Consider the following 18,128-nt stretch of genomic DNA (forward strand, 5'->3'; position numbering starts at 1 on the left):
GGCTTACAGCACTCCCAGCAGTGAGCAGACCACGCTGAGTGCGACAATCGACAGCAAAATCGTGGTGTAACGCGGCCCTTTCTTCACCAGATAGAAATAAATGGCGAACACCGCCGCCAGCGGCAACAGACCGGGGGCAATAGAGTCGAGGATTTGCTGAACCACCACTTCAGAGCCTTTCAGGGCGCTGAGTTTTAACGGCGTGGTGATCTTGACGTAGCTCGCAGAAAGCGCGCCCATCATGATTAGGCCCAGCACGTTCGCGCCGTAGATCAGTTCCTTAATTCGCCCTCCCTGCAGCAGACCGATAATCGAGTCACGTCCCAGCGTATAGCCTTTGTGCACCATACCGTAGCTGATTGCCAACGTAATGGCCGGGTAGAGGATTAACGGTACAATTCCGCCCATCGCGCTGCCATTGGCGGCGAACGGGATAAAAATGGCAATTAACAGCGGCATCACGGCTGCCCAGATGATCGAGTCCCCCATCCCGGCCAGCGGTCCCATTAGCCCGGTTTTAATCCCGGTAATTGAGGCATCGCTGATCGGCTCGCCGCGGGTTTTCTGTTCCTCCATCGCAATGGAGATCCCCTGAATCACCGCCCCGAACGTCTGCTCTGAGTTGAAGAAGTTCAGATGGCGTTTCAGCGCTTCTACCTGTTCCTCTTTTTGCGGGTAGAGCTTTTTGATGATCGGCGTCATCGAGGCGCAGAAAATCAGGCTCTGCAAACGTTCATAGGAGCTGGAAACTTCCGCGCCCAGCCAGTAGATAAACCAGGCTTTGGTGATGTCTGCTTTGGTCAGCGTGCCGCTTTCACGCGCACGCTCCACCAGTTCATGTTGCATTACGTCGCTGCTCATCATGCTGCTCCTTCATTTTTCGCCAGACCTTTAATCAGGAAAGCCACGCAGGTACCAAAGATTGCCATCGCCATGATGTCCACCTTCAGGTACAGCACTGCGAAGAATCCGCCGATAAACCACGGCAGCAGGCTCTTTTTACCGATCACCATAATGGTGATGGCGAAGCCCAACGCTGGCAGAATGCCGCCCATAATTTCAAAGGAGTGCGTCAGCCAGTGCGGCATCAGCTTAAGGAAGCTTTCCACCACGTCCTGACCAAAATAGTTGGCGGCGAAAACCACCGGGAAACGCAGTACAAGGCCAAGCAACGCCGGGTAGAGGAATGCACAGCGCATAATGCCCGCCATGTTGGCCGTTTCCGCATGCTTGTCGGCCATATGCACCCATGCCGCGTTTAACGTGCGGCGCAACTGGTCGAGGAACACGCCGATGACGCCGAATGGGATCGCCAGCGCGATAGCCAGGTTCGGATCCATTCCGGCCTTCACGGCGATAGGAATTGAAATACAGGCAGCTAGCGCAGGATCCGACGGGACGTTACCGCCTGGCGTAGAGGTCACGCCGAGATAAACCAGCTGCATGCCTGCACCGATGATCATCGCCGTTTCCATGTTGCCTAACAGCAGGCCAACGAATACGGCAATCACGACGGGCTGTAGCAGCATGGCGGAGAAGGTGTAGCCAAGGCGTAAACGGGCAAACCAGTAATACAACCCCATCAGGCTTGCAAAGACTAAAGTATCCATAGTTAAGTACCCTGTTATCAAAGAATTAGAATTTTTTCAGGATATCGTCCAGCGACTGAGGCTTATCTTCCGGGATAGTCTGGAAGAACACCTGAATCCCACGATTTTTCAGGTCGCTCAGAATGCCGACGTCTTTTTCATCCAGCGTAATGTTCTGGAATACCGCTTTGCGGTTTGGCCCACCGCCCAGCCCACCGACCTGAATAGTGGTGACATCAAAGCCCAACTGAACCGCTTCCTGTACCGCCGCCAGAGAGGGGAACAGCACCAGCACTTTGCCGTCACCAAGCTGGTTTTCTTTCCAGGCGGCCGCAAAACTTTGGTTACCAAAGCAATCCACTTTGATGTTTGGCGGCGCGGCCATCAGGTAGATGTTTTTCATAAACGGATCGGCATCCAGCTCATCGCTAACCACCGCAATCCGGTTGGCCTGAGATTGCCCAACCCACTTGGTCACCACTTGTCCATGAATCAGACGGCTATCGATACGACATAAGACGATGTTTGCCATGATGTTTATTCCTTATTGTGATTGTTGTAATTGACGCACGTGGGCGACAACGTCCAGGCAACTGCTACGCCCGGCGTCGACCAGTTCAGCCACGCAGGTGGTCAACTGGCCATGCTCGCGTTTGTCGAGCGCCTCCAGCAGCAAAGAGGCGTTGAGCCCGGAAATAACAGCCACCGGGTAATCGGCGCTCAGCCGCGCCGCCACGTTGGAGGTGGTGCCGCCAATAAAATCAGTCAGGATCAGTGAGCCTTCCGGCATGGTTTTCACTACGGCTTCAACGCGCTGATAAAACTCGCCGAGCGTATCAACGGGCATCAGCGCAATTTCCGTCACGCCTTTGATTTCACCCATCACCATGCGCAGGCTGTTGCAAAGCTGTTGCCCCCAGCCGCCATGGGTCAGCAGCAGGATCTGGGGCAAGGATTCAGTGGTAGTCAAAATGGCCTCCTGGCTCGATTACATAGACATAGGTAAACAGAGCAAAGGCTGTGCCAGAATTTGTGTCACGCGGGGAGGAGAGGAGCGCTGGCGAGGCAGAAAGCCGCGCCAGTAAAGGGATTAGCTATACAGCAGTTCGTAGATATAAAAATATTCCGCGTCCGATAAGCGAATAGCATAGGCCTCTTCGATCGGCAGGAAAGCGGATTTAATGACACTAAACGCGCGATTATCCAGATCCGGCTTGTTCTCCAGCGCCATCTGTAACGGTTTGCGGTTAATCACGATACGCTCGACCATACAGCAGCAGTGGATCAGGAAGCGCAGTGTCACCTGACGGCTCGGTTTGAGCGAAAGCGCGGTGGTCAGATGATTCAGCACGCCTTCCATCTCTTTGAGAATACGCTGCGGGTTGAGCACCGAAATATGGTTAATGATGCTCTCCATAGTCAACGCGCTGATAAAGCGCATCGCGCTGCGCTCCATCTCCAGACGGCGTTCGCTGCTGGAGAGATCTGGCGTCAGCAGGCTGAGTACCAGCTCGGGGCCTTGCTCAGAGAACAGCTCCTCGAGCGAGATAAACGGAATATCCGGCAGTCCTGGCTGGAAAGTGCCCACTATTCCCGCCAGGCGTTCACTGGCGTTAATCGCCTGCTGAACACGCTCCAGGCTGCGAACTTCGTTGTAATCGAGGATCACCATCCGCGTATCCTGCGACATCAACTCACCGAAGCTCTCCTCCAGCACCTTTTTGATTTTTTCTGCCGTTCCCATCCCGGTGATGCAGGAGATAACCAGCACTTTACCGCTGTTTTCCTGCTGCGGAGTACAGAGCTGACAGGGAATATTTTTGCTCTGCATCAACGCCGCCAGCTGCGGCAAGTCGCTGGTTTCGTAGCTTAAATCCAGCCCAATCTCCAGCAGGCTGGTGAGCGTGATATTGGGCATTAGCAGTACGTCTATCTGGAATAACTTACTGATCGTGCTGCCAAAATGGACCAGTGAACCAATATCCACCATCAGGATCAATCGGCGATATTGCCGGGTCTGGATCATCTGCGTAAGGGCTTCCAGCGTGTCATGCACCGACTGCTCAAAAGGCATATCGATAGCGCTGAACACCTCGCGCTCCAGCACGCGATTCACGTACTGCGCCTGACTTGTGGCGGTCGTCGCACCGTGGGCAATCAAAATCACCCCGCAGTCCGGACTGGCGTCAATCCGTTGGCGGTAATGGCGACACTCTTTGAGGAACAGGCACAGCCAGACCACCTCCGTCGCCGGACACTGAATATGCAGCAGTTCATTGATTTTTCGGCATAACAGCGTAGCGTTTTCGTATTCATCTTTGCAGCGATCGAGGATCAGGCTGGAAGAATAAAGTTGCGGAATAAGGCCGCGCTGCACATAGCCAATCAGCGCCAGGAAGTGTTTGCGCAGCGGGTTAACCAGATTTTCCGGCAGCGTAAAACCAAGCACCTGCTCAACACAGCCGATCAACAGCGTGACTCGCTCTTCAATCTGATCGCCATAGCGCGGAGGATGCGCCACGCTGTCGCGGCTGTAGAGACCATATTCAAATATCGAACTGAGCTTGTTTTTGAGGATTGCCAGCGTTTCGGCTGGCGGCACGTTGCTGTTACGCAGGTTGATATATTCACGGGTCAGGAAGCTGTAGAAAAGATCGCTCTCTTCAATTTCGGCTCCGGTGGCCAGCGAATTTTTCAGCGCAGGCAGCGTGCGGGCATCGATGCTCAGGTGTTCTTTGCCTTCGAACAGCGCTCCAACCAACAGACGTTGTTCCGGCGTGGCGTTAAAGGGGATCTCGGTCAGACGTTTATCCAGCTGTAGCGTGTCGCTGTGCTCGGTCATCCCTGAGGCCCAGGCCTGGGCGCAGAGAAACTGAATGTCGCTCTTAAGCTGACCAATGTTGCCTTCCAGCGGCTTGTTCAACAGCCAGAGCAGCAAGGTACGGTCGATGCTTATCGTACGCTCGATTTTGCGGCTCTCACGCTGTAAGAAGCCAACGATCAGTTCAACCTGCTCTTCCACCGAACGCTGGCGGATGCCGGGGAGATCGATACATACCTGAATACGTCGCTGGAAAGTGCGCAGCAACGCCGAACTTACCGGTTCGGTGGTCGCACATATCAGACGAACCGAGATTGACCGCGCCACGGCGCTGGAACCCAGCGGCCGGTATTCGCCTTTGTCGAGAATAGAAAATAGCTTTTCCTGACCTTCATACGGCAGACGATGCACTTCGTCGAGCAGCAGATAGCCGCCGTCGGCTTGCTCGACCAGACCGGGTTTATTTTCATTTGCGCCGGTAAATGCCCCCTGTCGATGACCAAACAGGTGCGAAGAAAGCAACTCCGGGTTATGGGCGTATTCCGCGCAGTTAAAGTAAACCAGCGGCGGCGACGCTCCCACTGCGCGTTCGCAGGCGAAACGATGCATCAGTTCGGCAAAAAAGGTTTTGCCGACGCCGGAGGGACCGGTCAGCAGAACGTGCAGCCCGTGGGGATACAGCACCGCCGCGCGGCCTTTTTCCACCGCGTCGCGCAGGCTGCGATCGTAACCAATCAGGCCAGAAAAGGGATCGTCTGTCGCCTGGTTTTCCTGAACAGGCAACAGGTCGGCAACGGTTTGCACTTCACGCTCGGACTCATCCAGTTTGCGCCCCAGCAGCGTTTCAATCGCCTGACGATGCAGAAAGAATACCGGGCGTCCGCGGCTTTTAATCGCCAGGCCGTCGTTCCAGAGCTGATTGAGATCTTTACTGACCGAGTTGCGCGCCAGTCCGAGGTTAAAGCCGATAGCTTCTGCTGTGAACGCCGTTTCCTGCGCCAGATGGGCAAGATTCAGTCCTCGCGTCAGCCGTTCCAGCTCCCCCAGTATTATCTCAATCCGTCTCATCTCTTTACCGCTTAAGAAATAAATGATTGTTCAGAACATACACTATTCTGCTGCGCAAGAAAGTGAGGCGGCGTCCAGAGCTTCCGGTCATCAAAACGTTTTCGACAAATAATGCCGCGCGGAGCCGGTTTCCGGAAAGTTATCGAGGGTCATTTGCAGCTGATAGCCGTTTTTCTGATAAAACGGCAGCGCCTGGAAACTCATGGTATCCACCAGCGCATGCAGGCATCCTCTCTCACGCGCTGTCTGTTCGGCAGCCTGCATCAATTTTGTGCCGTAACCGCCTTTGCGCAGCGAATCATGCATCCACAGAAAATCAATACACAGCCATTCGCCTTTGATTTTGCCAATCAGCCCGCCCAGAATTTCATTGCTTTCATCGCGCCAGTACACCGCCAGGTCGCCAAAATTGGTGGTCCTCAGGAACTGGCGGTTGTAGGCGCGCAACCCGGCAAGCAGGGCATTTTGATCATCTTCAGTAATGGTATCTGTAATCTGTATTTGCATCCTATCCTCCTGAAAAACTACAACTTCTGGCTGATTATTTGTTTAGAAATTAACACAGGCTGATGAGTGAGGCGCATGCCGTCTACACTTACTCTTGAGATGATGCGCATCGACAACAAGGATTATTATCATGAAACGAGCCGCTTTACCGCTTATTGCCATTCTTTTCACGCTGTCGGGTTTAGCGCAGGCCGATTCGGCTTACGGCTCTCTACAGTCCGTTCATGAAAAAAATACTGTATTGAAGGACTTACGTAAGATTTGCACCCCACAGGGGTCGCCATCCGATGACGTGTGGGAAAAAACGATTATGTCTGATACACGTAATCAGCAGCATATCCGCGAGGCTATTCTGGCAATACAAAGAAATAACCAGAACAACTACTGGGAAGCACTTGGCAAAGTTGAATGCCCGGATTTATAAACATCTTGTTGTAAAATGAGCACTGTAACCGGTTTCTGTGTCGCAAAAAAACGTATTGTTGCCAGAACGTATAAATAGCAATGGAGCAATAACAATGCGATACCGTTTTCCAGAAAACTTCTGGTGGGGCAGTGCCTGCTCGGCACTGCAAACCGAAGGGGATAGCCTGAACGGCGGCAAAAGCCAGACCACGTGGGACGTGTGGTTCGACCGCCAGCCAGGTCGTTTCCATCAGGGGGTTGGTCCGGCGGACACCTCAACGTTTTATCAGCACTGGAAACAGGATATCGCACTGCTCAAACAGCTGAAGCACAACAGCTTCCGTACGTCTCTGAGCTGGTCACGCCTGATCCCGGACGGTACCGGCGATGTTAATCCGGAAGCCGTCGATTTCTATAACAACGTCATCGACGAGCTGCTGGCGCAAGGCATTACGCCATTTATCACCCTGTTCCACTTTGACATGCCAATGGTGATGCAGGAGAAAGGCGGCTGGGAAAACCGTGAGGTGGTTGAGGCGTTTGGCCGCTACGCGCAGACGTGTTTTACATTGTTCGGCAACCGGGTTAAGCACTGGTTCACCTTTAACGAGCCGATTGTCCCGGTGGAAGGCGGCTATCTGTATGACTTCCATTACCCTAACGTGGTGGATTTCAAACGCGCGGCCACCGTGGCGTATCACACTGTACTGGCGCATTCCACAGCGGTACGGGCGTATCGCGCCGGAAACTACGGCGGTGAGATCGGTGTGATCCTAAATCTGACGCCCTCTTATCCACGCTCTCAGCACCCGGCGGATGTGAAAGCCGCGCACCATGCGGATCTGCTGTTTAACCGCAGCTTCCTTGACCCGGTACTAAAAGGGGAATATCCGGCGGATCTGGTCGAATTGCTGAAAGAGTACGATCAGCTACCAACCTGTCAGCCAGGCGACAGTCAGCTCATCGCCGAGGGGAAAATCGACCTGCTCGGTATCAATTATTATCAGCCGCGTCGCGTGAAATGTCGTGATACTGCGGTCAATCCAAATGCGCCGTTTATGCCGGAGTGGCTGTTTGATTATTACGAAATGCCGGGGCGTAAAATGAACCCTTACCGTGGCTGGGAAATTTATGAGCCTGGTATTTACGATATTATTACTAATCTTCGTGATAATTACGGCAACCCGCACTGCTTTATTTCTGAAAACGGTATGGGTGTGGAAAATGAGCAGCGTTTCGTTGAGCATGACCAGATCAACGACAGCTATCGTATTGAATTTGTTTCTGAGCATCTTAAATGGCTACATAAAGGCATCAGCGAAGGTTGTAATTGTCTTGGCTACCATATGTGGACTTTTATTGATAACTGGTCCTGGCTCAACGGATATAAAAACCGCTACGGTTTTGTCCAGTTAGATTTAGACACGCAAAAACGTACGGTGAAAAAGAGCGGCGAATGGTTTGCCCATACTGCCGGAAACAATGGTTTTAATTAAAAAAAATAACCAGGATGCCGGATAGCGATCCGGCATACCGAGCTTTAGTTTATTGCATACCCTTTATGCGAACTTTTGCTGCCACCAGAAGCGCCGTCAGCAGCATCAGGCTGCCGGAAAGCATCAGGGGCGACAGCAGTCCGAGAGTATCGAGCGCATAGCCTCCCACCGCAGCCCCACAGGTATTGGCAAGCTGGATCACGGCGACCTGCACCGATCCGGCTTTTTCTGCCTGATCGGCAAGCGAGCGCGTGATCCACGTCGACCAGCCGACCGGTACCAGCGCAAACAACAGTCCCCAGATAATCGCAATACCCGCCGCCACCACTTTGTCACTGCCCCACAGAATCAGGACCAGTGCACTGAGCGCCAGCACCAGTGGCGCACCGGCTAACGCCAGTTTGACCGAACGCTTCAAAATCATCGACGAAAGCGACGTACCAACAAAGCTGGCAATACCGAAGCTCAGCAGCACCAGCGTCAGGCCATCAACGTCAAAGCCCGCCAGATTCATATAGATCGGGCGAATATAGGTAAAGAAGGCGAACTGCCCGGCAAAGGACATGAAGATGGCAATCATCCCGGCCATCACCCCCGGTCTCTGCAACAGGCTGAACATGTTTTGTTTCTGATGCGAAGGCTCGCCAGGCAGCGAAGGCAACGCTCTCACCACCCAAATTGTGCACAGCACGCCCATCACCGCCGCCGCATTAAACACATTACGCCAGCCGATAATGCCGCCTAAAAAGCTCCCCAACGGCGCGGCAATCACCAGCGCGATGGAGACTGCGCCAAAAATAACCGACAGCGCTTTCGGTACCGTACGTGCGGGAACCAGACGCATGGTCAGCGACGCCGACATCGCCCAGAAACCGCCAAGTGCCAGACCGAGGCAGGCGCGGCCAACGAGCAGCAGCGAAAAAGAATTGGCAAAGGAAACCAGCAGACAGGAAAGCGTCAGCAGCACCGAAAACAGGATCACCACATAGCGACGATCGGTCGCCTGAATAATTTGCGTCACAAACAGGCTGGCGAACATGGCGACAAATGCCGTCACGGTCACCGATTGCCCCGCCACACCTTCAGAAATCCCCAGATCCTGCGCCATCGGCGTTAACAGGCTAACGGGCAGAAACTCAACGGTTATCAGGCAGGCAACACAGAACGCCACGGCAAATACCGCCGACCAGTTAGGTCGGGAATTTGCCTCAGCGCGGGATTTTTGTTCAACAGCTTCACTCATTTTGTTACCTGCGTGGGGTTATTGTAGAAAAGTTACGCAGTGTAACATTAAATTTGTGACGTATTTAACGTTTCAGCAACTCTACCGTTTTGCATTGTCACTTGCGTAGAGGCTCGCACATTCCGAACGTGGCTGATTTTTCCCCTTTTTACAGCTAACTAAATGCATAGTATATCACCAGGTGCTATATTTATGGTTACAGGATGTCAACCCGATGCGAGTGTTCAAAACCAAATGGTTTACCAGGGAAGCGAAATCTCATGCGATTAATGACGATGAATTATGTGAAGCAATAGCCGCCACTCTTCAGGGAAGAGCAGACAATCTCGGCGGAGGAGTTTATAAAAAGCGGCTTAATCAAAATCGCGATCGCGCCATCATCCTTGCGAAAGGCGGAGAGCATTGGTTTTATACGTTCTTGTACGCCAAGCAGAACATAGCAAATATTAACAGTAGCGAGTTAAGCGGCTTTCGTGAACTGGCGAAGCATTATGCAAGCCTCGGTGATATGAAAATAGCAGCACTGATTCAGAGTAAAGAACTGGTAGAGGTCTGTCATGACAGCAAAGAATAAATTCAAAAGCCCTGCCTTTGAAGCCATCCATAGCGCAGCTTCTGGATTATTTAGCGTTGGTGCAATTCCACAGGAAACGATGCGCGATTTTGACAAAGCCAGTCTTAGTCACGTGGAAGATCTTCAACCGACTGAGATTAAAGCATTGCGTGAAAAGCTAAATGTAAGCCAACCCGTTTTTGCCCGTTATCTGAACACCAGCGTATCGACAGTGCAAAAATGGGAGAGCGGAGCTAAACGACCTGGTGGGATGTCATTAAAACTACTCAGCATCGTGCAAAAACATGGCCTGGACGTTCTGATGTAATTAGCCACTGCCAGATAGCGACACGTTTTGTCGACCTGAGAACCGTAACGCCATCAGGCATGACTATCAATGCAACCAATGCACGCCATCTTCGGGCTGGAAAAAGGCGTTATAGCGCATTTGAAATGCATTAAGCTCCTGCATGTCCGGCTCCATTTCGCGCAAAAAACCGAGCGCCAGACGCACCTGCGCGTCGGTAATCGGCGCGGCCAGCCGAGCTTTTTGCAGCCAACGGTGCCACTGCAGCAGATTCGGCTCACTGCCGTCGACAATCACTATTTGCCAGATCAACAGCACCTGGGCCGCATTTTGCAGATGTGATTCATCAGGGCGGTGGAGGTACTGTAAAAAAGCCTCACCCTGTACTTTTCCCATCTGATCGATCATCGATTCTACTGGCACGACATCAATGTTCAGTCGCTCGCTCAAGCGGCGAATTGCGCGTCGTGAACCGGACGTCAGCACCCGAAATCCCACCACAAAAACAACCACCAGGGTGGCCAACATTATCCAAATCATGCGCACATCCATTACCAGACAGGATGTCCATCATAGCGGCAAATTTATCGCTGTCGATGGATGAACGCCACGGCATAAAAAAGCCCGCCATTAAGGCGGGCAAAAGTTACCAATGCACACTTAACTTAAGCGACTTTCAGTTGTTGAATCTTTTTCTCGCGGCGAATTTTACGTTCTTCAAACACGGCCACGATGGCCATCAGACAGATACAACCGATGGCGGCGGTGTCCAGCGCGGCGAAGGTTCCTGCCCAGCCGGTGAGGCCGAAAATCGGCGTGCCGTCGGCAATCATCCCCAGACCAAGCTTGGCGAAGCTGTCACCAATCAGATAAGCAAAGGTACCTTTAATCCCATCGGCTGCGCCGATCGCTTTTTTCGGTACAAATCCGACTGCCGCAACGCCGATTAACAACTGCGGACCAAATACCAGGAAGCCCAGTGCAAACAGCGAAGCCAGATAAACGTACTGGTTGCTGGCGTGCTGATAAACGCCCAGGGTGGCGATAATCAACGCCAGCGCCACGCAGGCCACCAGCGCACGGCGACCATTCGCCAGGTCAGAGAGCCAACCCCACAGCAGCGTGCCGACCAGCGCGCCCACTTCAAACAGGGTAAAGCCCTGAATCGCCACTTCTTTGGAGAGCTTTAGCTCCTGGAAAGCGTAGACAGTGGACCATTGGTCAATACCGATACGCACCACGTACAGGAAGATGTTCGAGAAACATAACAACCAGATCACTTTGTTTTTCAGCACGTACTCAACAAAGATCTGCCATTTCGTCATCTCGTTTTCTTCGGTCTCTTTGTCTTCTTCGCTGATCTCCTCGCCGAACAACTCTTCAGCTTTACCAAGACCATAAGATTCCGGGGAGTCACTGCCGTAGCGCAGGCCGATAAAACCAACAATCAGCGCGATAATCGACGGGAAGATAAACATCCCGATGACGTGACCGTCGAACAGATAGTTAGCGCCAAACAGCGCCACGCCTGCCGCACCCGCACCGCCGAGGTTGTGGGAGATGTTCCACATACCGAGGTAAGAACCCCGCTTGCGACGCGGCGTCCATTTGGTGATGGTGGAATAGCTACACGAGCCGCCGGTACTCTGGAAGAAACCACTCAGCGCATAGAAGGCGATCATCAGAAACAGGCTGGTTGAACCCGCGCCCATGCTGGCGCTGAAGCCGAGCATACAGATGGCAGAGAGGATCAGCATAAACGGCAGGAACTGCTTGGTGTTTTTGCCGTCCGCGTAGTAGGAAACCAGCGTTTTTCCCACGCCGTAGGTGATGGAGAAGCCCAGGCCAATCATCCCCAATTGCGTCATGCTCAGCCCGTAGGTGGAGATCATGTCGTTCTGCGCGATGTTGAAGTTTTTGCGGATCAGGTACATGGTCAGGTAGCCGATAAAGACCACCAGATAGGACTGCATGAACGGTTTGAACCACATTTTGCGCCGCACATCGAGCGGCAGATCCAGGGTCGGCTTGCGCACCTGGTTGAGAAAGGCCAGCATTTGACACTCCCGAGCTAATTTTTATACCTGCGAATAGCAGGCATTGTAAAAATCAGCCGGGAGACGTGCCTGAGACAGCGTCCAGGTGAAACCGGGAAAATTTCTTAGTTTTGCCCCACTCAGGGCAAAAAGGTGAGGTGCATCACGCTTCGTTGAGATCGCGCGGAGCCTGGGCGTTTAAAAACGGCAGCAGCAGCAGCGCGGAAATCCCCGCCGCAATGGCGATCACCACAAAAAACCCGGTCCAGTGCCAGACCTCCATCACCTTCGCCAGGGGCCAGCCGGAGAGAGATGCCCCCAGATAGGCAAACAGCCCAACAAAACCGGTTGCTGCACCTGCCGCCTCTTTGTGCGAACACTCCGCTGCCGCCATGCCGATCAGCATCTGCGGGCCGAAGACGAAGAATCCGGTGGTGAAAAAGCACGCTGCCTGCATCACGTAGCTGGCGAACGGCATCAGCCACAGCGAACCAACGGAGAGCAAAATTCCGGCGGCAAAAATCAGGTTCATTGGACCGCGGTTGCCGTTAAACAGCTTGTCCGAGCCCCACCCCGCCACCAGCGCACCGACAAATCCCCCCAGTTCGAACATGGTCACGGCGGTATTTGCAGTCACCAGATCCACGCCGAGCGTCTCAGACATGTACAGATTGCCCCAGTCATTAATCGCTGCACGGACCACGTACACCAGCACATAACACAATGACAGCAGCCAGATATAAGGATTCAGCAGCACATAGCGGGTGAGGATCTCTTTGCGGCTCAGCCCTGCACCTTCCTGCTGCTGAGCAATTTCCAGCTCATCATGTCGCCAGTCGCCAATCGGCGGCAGACCAATCGCCTGCGGTCTGTCGCGCAGCCGCCAGCAGAGGAAAACCCCCACCACAATCGCCAGCAGCCCAGCGATCATCATCCCGGCGCGCCAGCCGTAGTGCAGCGCTGTCGCCGCCATCACGATAGGGATCAGCGCCCCGCCGACGTTGTGCGCGGTATTCCACAGCGCCCACCAGCCGCCGCGCTCGGTACGCGAATACCACGCGGTCAATAAACGCGCGCAGACCGGCGACCCCCAGCCCTGGAAAAAGGCGTTCAGCGCCCACAGCACCGCAAAGGCCCACAGTGAGGTAGAGAATCCAAACAAAATGTTCACCACGCCGGTGGCGATCAGCCCGATGCCCATAAAATAGCGGGCGTTGGAGCGGTCGCTGACGATACCGGAAACAAACTTCGACAGGCCGTAGGTGATGTAAAACAGCGTCGCCAGTAGCCCAATATCGCTGCGGGTCAGCACGCCGCTGGTGAGGATATCCGGTACGGCGGCATTGAAGCTTTTGCGTGTGAAATAGAACAGCGCGTAGCCGAGCCAGATAGTGGTCAGGATATGCCGCCGCCAATAGCGATAGCGGGCATCCACTTCCTGCTTGTCGGTGATGAGCGGCGCATTGGCCGGGGCTTTTAAAAACGCAAACATGGCCGCTCCTTACACATAACGTTGAGGCAGTGACACGCTGACCCGCGTGCCGTGCGTACAGGAAATCGACAGCGATCCTCCGAGGGCGCTAATCCGTTCACGCATCCCGGTGAGGCCAAATCCATGCTGATTCGACCCTGGCGGCAGGCCGCTGCCGTCGTCCTCAATCACCAGCATCAGTCGTTCATCCTGTTGCCAGCCCTGAAGCGTCACCGCGCTGGCGTTAGCGTGCTTGACGATGTTGTTCAGTCCTTCCTGACAGACGCGAAACAGTGTCACCCGCTGGCTTTCGCTGAGTGCAGATTCGTCAATTCGCCAGTCGAGATGGCTGACGATGCCGCGGCTTTCCAGTTCCATTTCGCGCATCAATGAGCGGATGGCCTGTTCCAGCGTGAGATCGTCCAACTGGCGTGGTCGCAGGCGGCCTAACAGGCGACGCACCGAATCGTACACGCCGAGAGAAAGTTGTTCGATGTGTGCTCCGCTACGCTTCACCCCTGCGTTTCCCGGCGCCAGGCGCTGGACAATACCCGCCTGGGTACGAATGGCGGTGATGGTTTGGCCGATATCATCATGCAGTTCGCGCGCCACGTCCCGGCGCACGCTCTCTTCGGTCTCCAGCAGGCGTTCAGCCAGACGATGGTTGCGCGCTAATTCGTTTTGCAGCGACTGGTTAAGCTCACGCAGACGCTGAATGCCCGCGCCGAGCAGCAGCCCGGTCAGGCTTTGCACCAGCAGCGAGAGCAACAGGTCGACGGGATGATCGTGCCAGGTCTGGCTGGCAATCAGCGCGATGGCGTTCATCAGCGTCGCAATCAGCGCCCCCTGCCAGCCGTAGTGCCAGGCCAGCGCAATGATCGGCAACGCGAGGCAAAACGGTGTGAAGCGCGAAAGCTCGGCGGGTAAACCGAGCTGTAGCCACAGGCTGACGCTAAACAGCAGCAGGTACCAGACCAGATGCCGCCCACGCCAGTTTACTGGCTGCGACACCACCGCAGGGCCCAGCGGCAGCCAGGTGGTGCTGGTCAGATAGTGCCAGAACACCAGACAGATCGGCGCCAGCGTTAATCCGCCGGTGAGCGTCAGCAGCAGCGCGTTCCATGCCTCTTCACCCTGCCCAAGCCAGGGCAGCGATTGCAGCAATGCCGCCGCCGTAAGCGCCGCGCCCTGCAACAGCAGCGTACGCCAGTCACGCTGATGGCGGTATCGCGATATCAGCATCACCGGGAGTAACGTGAGGAAGCTGCCGATCATCAAAAGTGGCAAATGGGCCAGCACCACTTCCTGTGCCAACCAGAAAAGAAGCAGCCATTCCGCGCCCAACAACACCGGCCAGTAGCCACGTGGACATTGCAGCATCAGCCCCAGACGCAGGCCAAACGGAAACAGCAGTACTGCCAGCTCCGGGCGCTCAACCAGATGCAGGCTGATGCTCCACAGGCAAAACCACGCGGCAGAGAAGATAAAGAAGCAGGCAACAACGGTGATTAACCGGGAACAGAGCGTGTTCATTGCCAGCCGTCAAACATCCGGCGGGCCAGTTCGACGTCGTTGCTGACGCCCAGCTTTTCCATCAGGTTGGCGCGATGCACGTGCACCGTTTTCGGCGACAGGCCCAGTTCAGCAGCAATCTCTTTGACCGCCATACCTTGTGCCAGTTTTTCCGCCACCTGACGTTCGCGTTTGGTGAGCGGATCCTGGCGACCAGCCGCCAGTTTGACGGCGATGTCCGGCGTCAGGTAACAGCCACCGGTCGCAACGGTATGCACCGCCGCGATCAGCTCATCCGGGCTACAGCGTTTAGAAAGGAAACCACGCGCGCCCGCGTTGAGCGCCTGCTCCACCAGCGCCGGGCTGTCGTGGACGGAGAGCATGATAATCGCCATTCCTTTTGGCAACTGGCTTAACAGTTCAAGACCGGAGATATCTGGCATCGAGATATCACAGATACAGACCTGCACGCCGCGCCCCGGTAATCCCGCCAGCGCCTCACTGCCTGAGCCAAACTCAGCCACCACCTGCAAATCAGGTTCCAGCCCCAGCAGTTGGGCAAAGCCGGAGCGGACGATAAGGTGGTCGTCAATAAGGGCAACGGTAATCATGGGTTCATCCTGGCGCTAAGACATGCCTGATGGCGCTGCGCTTATCAGGCCTACGGGCGGGTGCCGTTGTAGGCCGGATAAGGCATTAATACCGCCATCCAGCAAAAGCGCTTACCTTAACGATAAGCGCGTTGCTGTTCAAGCCTTGAGCGATCATGCTATGCCCGTTGTGACGGTAAATGTGCGGGTGTGTTTCGGTTCTATCTGAATCAACGTCCCGTTTCGCTCCGCTGCCAGGAAGCCTTCAGGGCGACAAGTCGCGGGTAGGGCGAAGGCTGCCACCTGCTGATCGCCGTTATAGAGGATCCAACGGGTGACATAATTCAGCTCCGCGCTGGAGAAACGCGTCACGAACGTGGTGCCATCAGGTGCGATCATGCTAAATTCAGGCTTATCTGTGTATCTATCCAGTTGGTCAGCGAAGAAAACGATTTCCGGATCGTAAAAATCGGGTTCATTAAGGCGCATCAGCGAAGCCTCACCCTGAATAATCCGCTGATTAAACGCCAGCCACTGCTCGGTAGGCTTAACATGTGCGGGTACCGATTCACGCAGCGTTATGGCTTCATCCGGGATATTCTGGCTGAAGGTCGCTTCCGGGACGTAGGCATAGTTCATATGGCACATGTACTGCAAAGGCATTGCCACTGAAGCGAGGTTAGTGACCGACATCTGAATATCAAACAGCGCGCTCGCCTTGCGCATGACCACCGCAGGATACGCCTGATAATGATGACCGAACCCCATCACATACTCGTAGCGTCCGCTCACGCGCAAATTCTCGCCTTCCAGCTCCAGCCAGGCCTCATCCATCGCAGCACAGGCCATTTCACCATGCAGCGGGTGAGAATCTTCCGGCGACGGGCAGCCATTAGCCAATAGCCCCGAGTGGAAAGCAAAGCAGCCGTAGGTCGCGACCACTTCTGCAGCCGGTTTTGGCTGACTGAACATGTTGCGCATGGTCAGATCATGCCCGTCAAACTGCGCATCCCAGATCATCTGCCCCATCCAGGGCAGAATAACCAGATGTCCACGACTGTTTTCTATCTTCAGCCCTTCCACACCGCTGGCATAACGAAACGCGGTAACCATGAAATCGCTATTTTTCAGTAAGATTCGCGGATGCTCTGCAAAGAGTTCCCGCCACAGAGTGATACGTGTTGTCATGATCGTTCTCCTCAGGAAACCGTCGCTTCAGCCAGATTGTTGCGTACTTTGCTTTCACGCCAGAAGTAGATACCGACGTACACGAAGCACAGCATGGAGACCAGGAACGAAAGTTGCAGCGAGTGGAACATATCAGCCACATAGCCCTGAATTGCCGGAACTACCGCAGCACCGACAATCGCCATGACAATGACAGCTCCCGCCATTTCAGTATGCTCGTTATCCACAGTATCCAGCGTACCGGCGTAGATTGTCGCCCAGCAGGGTCCAAACAGGACGCTCACCAGCACGGCGACGTACACGGCACTGAAGCTTGGCGCCAGCGCAACATAGACGAGGAACAGCGCGCCAATAATGGAGTATAGGATCAGCACTTTTTCCGGATTGAAGCGCGTCATCAATATGTTGGCGATAAACTTGCCGATAAAGAAGCAGGCAAAGCTATAGACCATGAAGGTTGAGGCGTCACGCTCGTTGATATCACCTAATTCCAGCGCCAGACGGATGGTGAATGACCATACCGCGACCTGCATCCCCACGTACAGGAACTGCGCCACAATTCCACGACGGAAACGGGCATTGCTGGCCAGATAACGCAGCGTGTCCATCGCTGACGGACGCTTATGACTCGCCGTTTGCGCGACTTTGCAGGTCGGGAAGCGGGTCAGCAGGAACAACACCATCACCACAACCAGTACCATGATCATGTACTTGTAAGGCTCAAGGGTATTTTCCAGCATCAACACTTTAAAGTTGTGGATCTGTTCCGCGTTCATCCCAGCCATCTGTTTTTCCAGACTCTCGCCTTCAGAGAAGACCAGATATTTGCCCAGCAGAATACCGGCAGCTGCGCCAATGGGGTAAAAGGTCTGGCTGATGTTCAGGCGTAAAGTGGCATACGCTTTTGGGCCGATCATGGAGCTGTAGGTATTAGCTGCCGTTTCCAGGAAGCTCAGGCCAATCGCAATCGCAAAAATTGCCGCGAGGAACATGGTGTAGGTGGCCATGTGCGATGCCGGGAAAAAGAGCGTACAGCCAACAATATAAAGCGTCAGTCCCATTAAGATGGCGATTTTATAGCTGGTCTTTTTAATCACCAATGATGCTGGAATCGCAATTAAAAAATAACCGCCATAAAAGGCACTCTGCACTAATGCCGAAGCAAAGTTGCTGAGTGAAAATACGCTTTTGAATTGCGTAATCAGAATATCATTTAATGCGGCTGCGCATCCCCATAATGGGAATAAACAGGATAACAAAATAAACTGGAACAGAGGCGTCTTATTCAGATAGCCGTCGGGCATCTGAATGATGTTTTTATCGTTCATAGTGCTACCTTTTA

At 54.1% G+C, this 18,128-nt stretch carries 18 protein-coding genes; 4 read left to right on the top strand and 14 right to left on the bottom strand.

Going from position 1 to position 18,128, the window contains the following annotated elements; translation table 11 throughout:
* Positions 1 to 3: 3 nt before the first annotated feature.
* The 6 genes from OGV71_RS06935 to OGV71_RS06960 form a co-directional block, all read right to left on the bottom strand.
* Complete coding sequence (locus OGV71_RS06935) at positions 4 to 864, bottom strand: PTS system mannose/fructose/sorbose family transporter subunit IID (RefSeq protein WP_005121522.1); 861 nt, start codon at positions 862 to 864, stop codon at positions 4 to 6.
* Positions 861 to 1,610 (bottom strand): PTS mannose/fructose/sorbose/N-acetylgalactosamine transporter subunit IIC, encoded by a 750-nt coding sequence (locus OGV71_RS06940; protein WP_003023960.1) that lies wholly within the window; start codon positions 1,608 to 1,610, stop codon positions 861 to 863. Before OGV71_RS06940 ends, OGV71_RS06935 begins: the two co-directional genes overlap by 4 nt.
* A 25-nt stretch (positions 1,611 to 1,635) precedes the next feature.
* The gene (locus OGV71_RS06945; protein ID WP_003023959.1) at positions 1,636 to 2,121 is read right to left on the bottom strand and encodes a PTS sugar transporter subunit IIB; all 486 of its coding nucleotides are present in this window, start codon (positions 2,119 to 2,121) and stop codon (positions 1,636 to 1,638) included.
* Positions 2,122 to 2,133: 12 nt separating this feature from the next.
* On the bottom strand, positions 2,134 to 2,559 hold the full coding sequence (locus OGV71_RS06950) for a PTS sugar transporter subunit IIA (RefSeq protein ID WP_003023957.1): 426 nt from the start codon (positions 2,557 to 2,559) through the stop codon (positions 2,134 to 2,136).
* Between the two features lie 120 nt (positions 2,560 to 2,679).
* Positions 2,680 to 5,478, bottom strand: a complete 2,799-nt coding sequence (dagR, locus tag OGV71_RS06955) for a transcriptional regulator DagR (RefSeq protein WP_003840669.1) — start codon at positions 5,476 to 5,478, stop codon at positions 2,680 to 2,682.
* A gap of 90 nt (positions 5,479 to 5,568) precedes the next feature.
* Entirely contained in the window at positions 5,569 to 5,985 is a 417-nt protein-coding gene (locus OGV71_RS06960) for a GNAT family N-acetyltransferase (protein WP_003023951.1), read from the bottom strand.
* 130 nt (positions 5,986 to 6,115) lie between these two features.
* Between OGV71_RS06960 and OGV71_RS06965 the strand changes: the two genes are divergently transcribed.
* Both OGV71_RS06965 and gmuD read left to right on the top strand, forming a co-directional pair.
* On the top strand, positions 6,116 to 6,409 hold the full coding sequence (locus tag OGV71_RS06965; protein WP_008323809.1) for a YicS family protein: 294 nt from the start codon (positions 6,116 to 6,118) through the stop codon (positions 6,407 to 6,409).
* A 94-nt stretch (positions 6,410 to 6,503) separates the two neighbouring features.
* Positions 6,504 to 7,886 carry a 6-phospho-beta-glucosidase GmuD gene (gene gmuD / locus OGV71_RS06970; protein ID WP_204583164.1) on the top strand — a complete coding sequence of 461 codons (1,383 nt, stop codon included), beginning with the start codon at positions 6,504 to 6,506 and terminating at the stop codon, positions 7,884 to 7,886.
* 49 nt (positions 7,887 to 7,935) lie between these two features.
* Here the strand turns inward: gmuD and nepI are convergent, their stop codons facing one another.
* Positions 7,936 to 9,129 (bottom strand): purine ribonucleoside efflux pump NepI, encoded by a 1,194-nt coding sequence (gene nepI / locus OGV71_RS06975; RefSeq protein WP_003840662.1) that lies wholly within the window; start codon positions 9,127 to 9,129, stop codon positions 7,936 to 7,938.
* 214 nt (positions 9,130 to 9,343) lie between these two features.
* Here nepI and OGV71_RS06980 point away from each other — a divergent pair, with 214 nt between their 5' ends.
* Complete coding sequence (locus OGV71_RS06980) at positions 9,344 to 9,703, top strand: type II toxin-antitoxin system RelE/ParE family toxin (RefSeq protein WP_061547778.1); 360 nt, start codon at positions 9,344 to 9,346, stop codon at positions 9,701 to 9,703.
* Entirely contained in the window at positions 9,687 to 10,010 is a 324-nt protein-coding gene (locus tag OGV71_RS06985; protein WP_003023937.1) for a helix-turn-helix domain-containing protein, read from the top strand. Before OGV71_RS06980 ends, OGV71_RS06985 begins: the two co-directional genes overlap by 17 nt.
* A gap of 66 nt (positions 10,011 to 10,076) precedes the next feature.
* Here OGV71_RS06985 and OGV71_RS06990 read toward each other — a convergent pair whose 3' ends face one another.
* From OGV71_RS06990 to fucP, 7 genes are all read right to left on the bottom strand, one after another.
* The gene (locus tag OGV71_RS06990; protein WP_003023933.1) at positions 10,077 to 10,529 is read right to left on the bottom strand and encodes a DUF1198 family protein; all 453 of its coding nucleotides are present in this window, start codon (positions 10,527 to 10,529) and stop codon (positions 10,077 to 10,079) included.
* A gap of 125 nt (positions 10,530 to 10,654) precedes the next feature.
* Positions 10,655 to 12,046 carry a hexose-6-phosphate:phosphate antiporter UhpT gene (uhpT, locus tag OGV71_RS06995; protein WP_003023929.1) on the bottom strand — a complete coding sequence of 464 codons (1,392 nt, stop codon included), beginning with the start codon at positions 12,044 to 12,046 and terminating at the stop codon, positions 10,655 to 10,657.
* 142 nt (positions 12,047 to 12,188) lie between these two features.
* A complete protein-coding gene (locus OGV71_RS07000; RefSeq protein ID WP_003023927.1) occupies positions 12,189 to 13,517 on the bottom strand; it encodes an MFS transporter in 1,329 nt (442 codons plus the stop codon).
* A gap of 9 nt (positions 13,518 to 13,526) precedes the next feature.
* Positions 13,527 to 15,029: a signal transduction histidine-protein kinase/phosphatase UhpB gene (uhpB, locus tag OGV71_RS07005; RefSeq protein ID WP_204583163.1), complete on the bottom strand. Its 1,503-nt coding sequence runs from the start codon at positions 15,027 to 15,029 to the stop codon at positions 13,527 to 13,529.
* Positions 15,026 to 15,619 carry a response regulator transcription factor UhpA gene (gene uhpA, locus OGV71_RS07010; protein ID WP_003023923.1) on the bottom strand — a complete coding sequence of 198 codons (594 nt, stop codon included), beginning with the start codon at positions 15,617 to 15,619 and terminating at the stop codon, positions 15,026 to 15,028. Before uhpA ends, uhpB begins: the two co-directional genes overlap by 4 nt.
* 153 nt (positions 15,620 to 15,772) lie before the next feature.
* Positions 15,773 to 16,786, bottom strand: a complete 1,014-nt coding sequence (locus OGV71_RS07015) for an aldose 1-epimerase family protein (protein ID WP_192474432.1) — start codon at positions 16,784 to 16,786, stop codon at positions 15,773 to 15,775.
* An 11-nt stretch (positions 16,787 to 16,797) separates the two neighbouring features.
* On the bottom strand, positions 16,798 to 18,114 hold the full coding sequence (fucP, locus tag OGV71_RS07020; protein WP_003023919.1) for an L-fucose:H+ symporter permease: 1,317 nt from the start codon (positions 18,112 to 18,114) through the stop codon (positions 16,798 to 16,800).
* Between the last annotated feature and the right edge of the window lie 14 nt (positions 18,115 to 18,128).

This window comes from Citrobacter sp. Cf088 (genome assembly GCF_030334295.1).
In the GTDB taxonomy this organism is placed as follows: Bacteria; Pseudomonadota; Gammaproteobacteria; order Enterobacterales; family Enterobacteriaceae; genus Citrobacter; species Citrobacter freundii.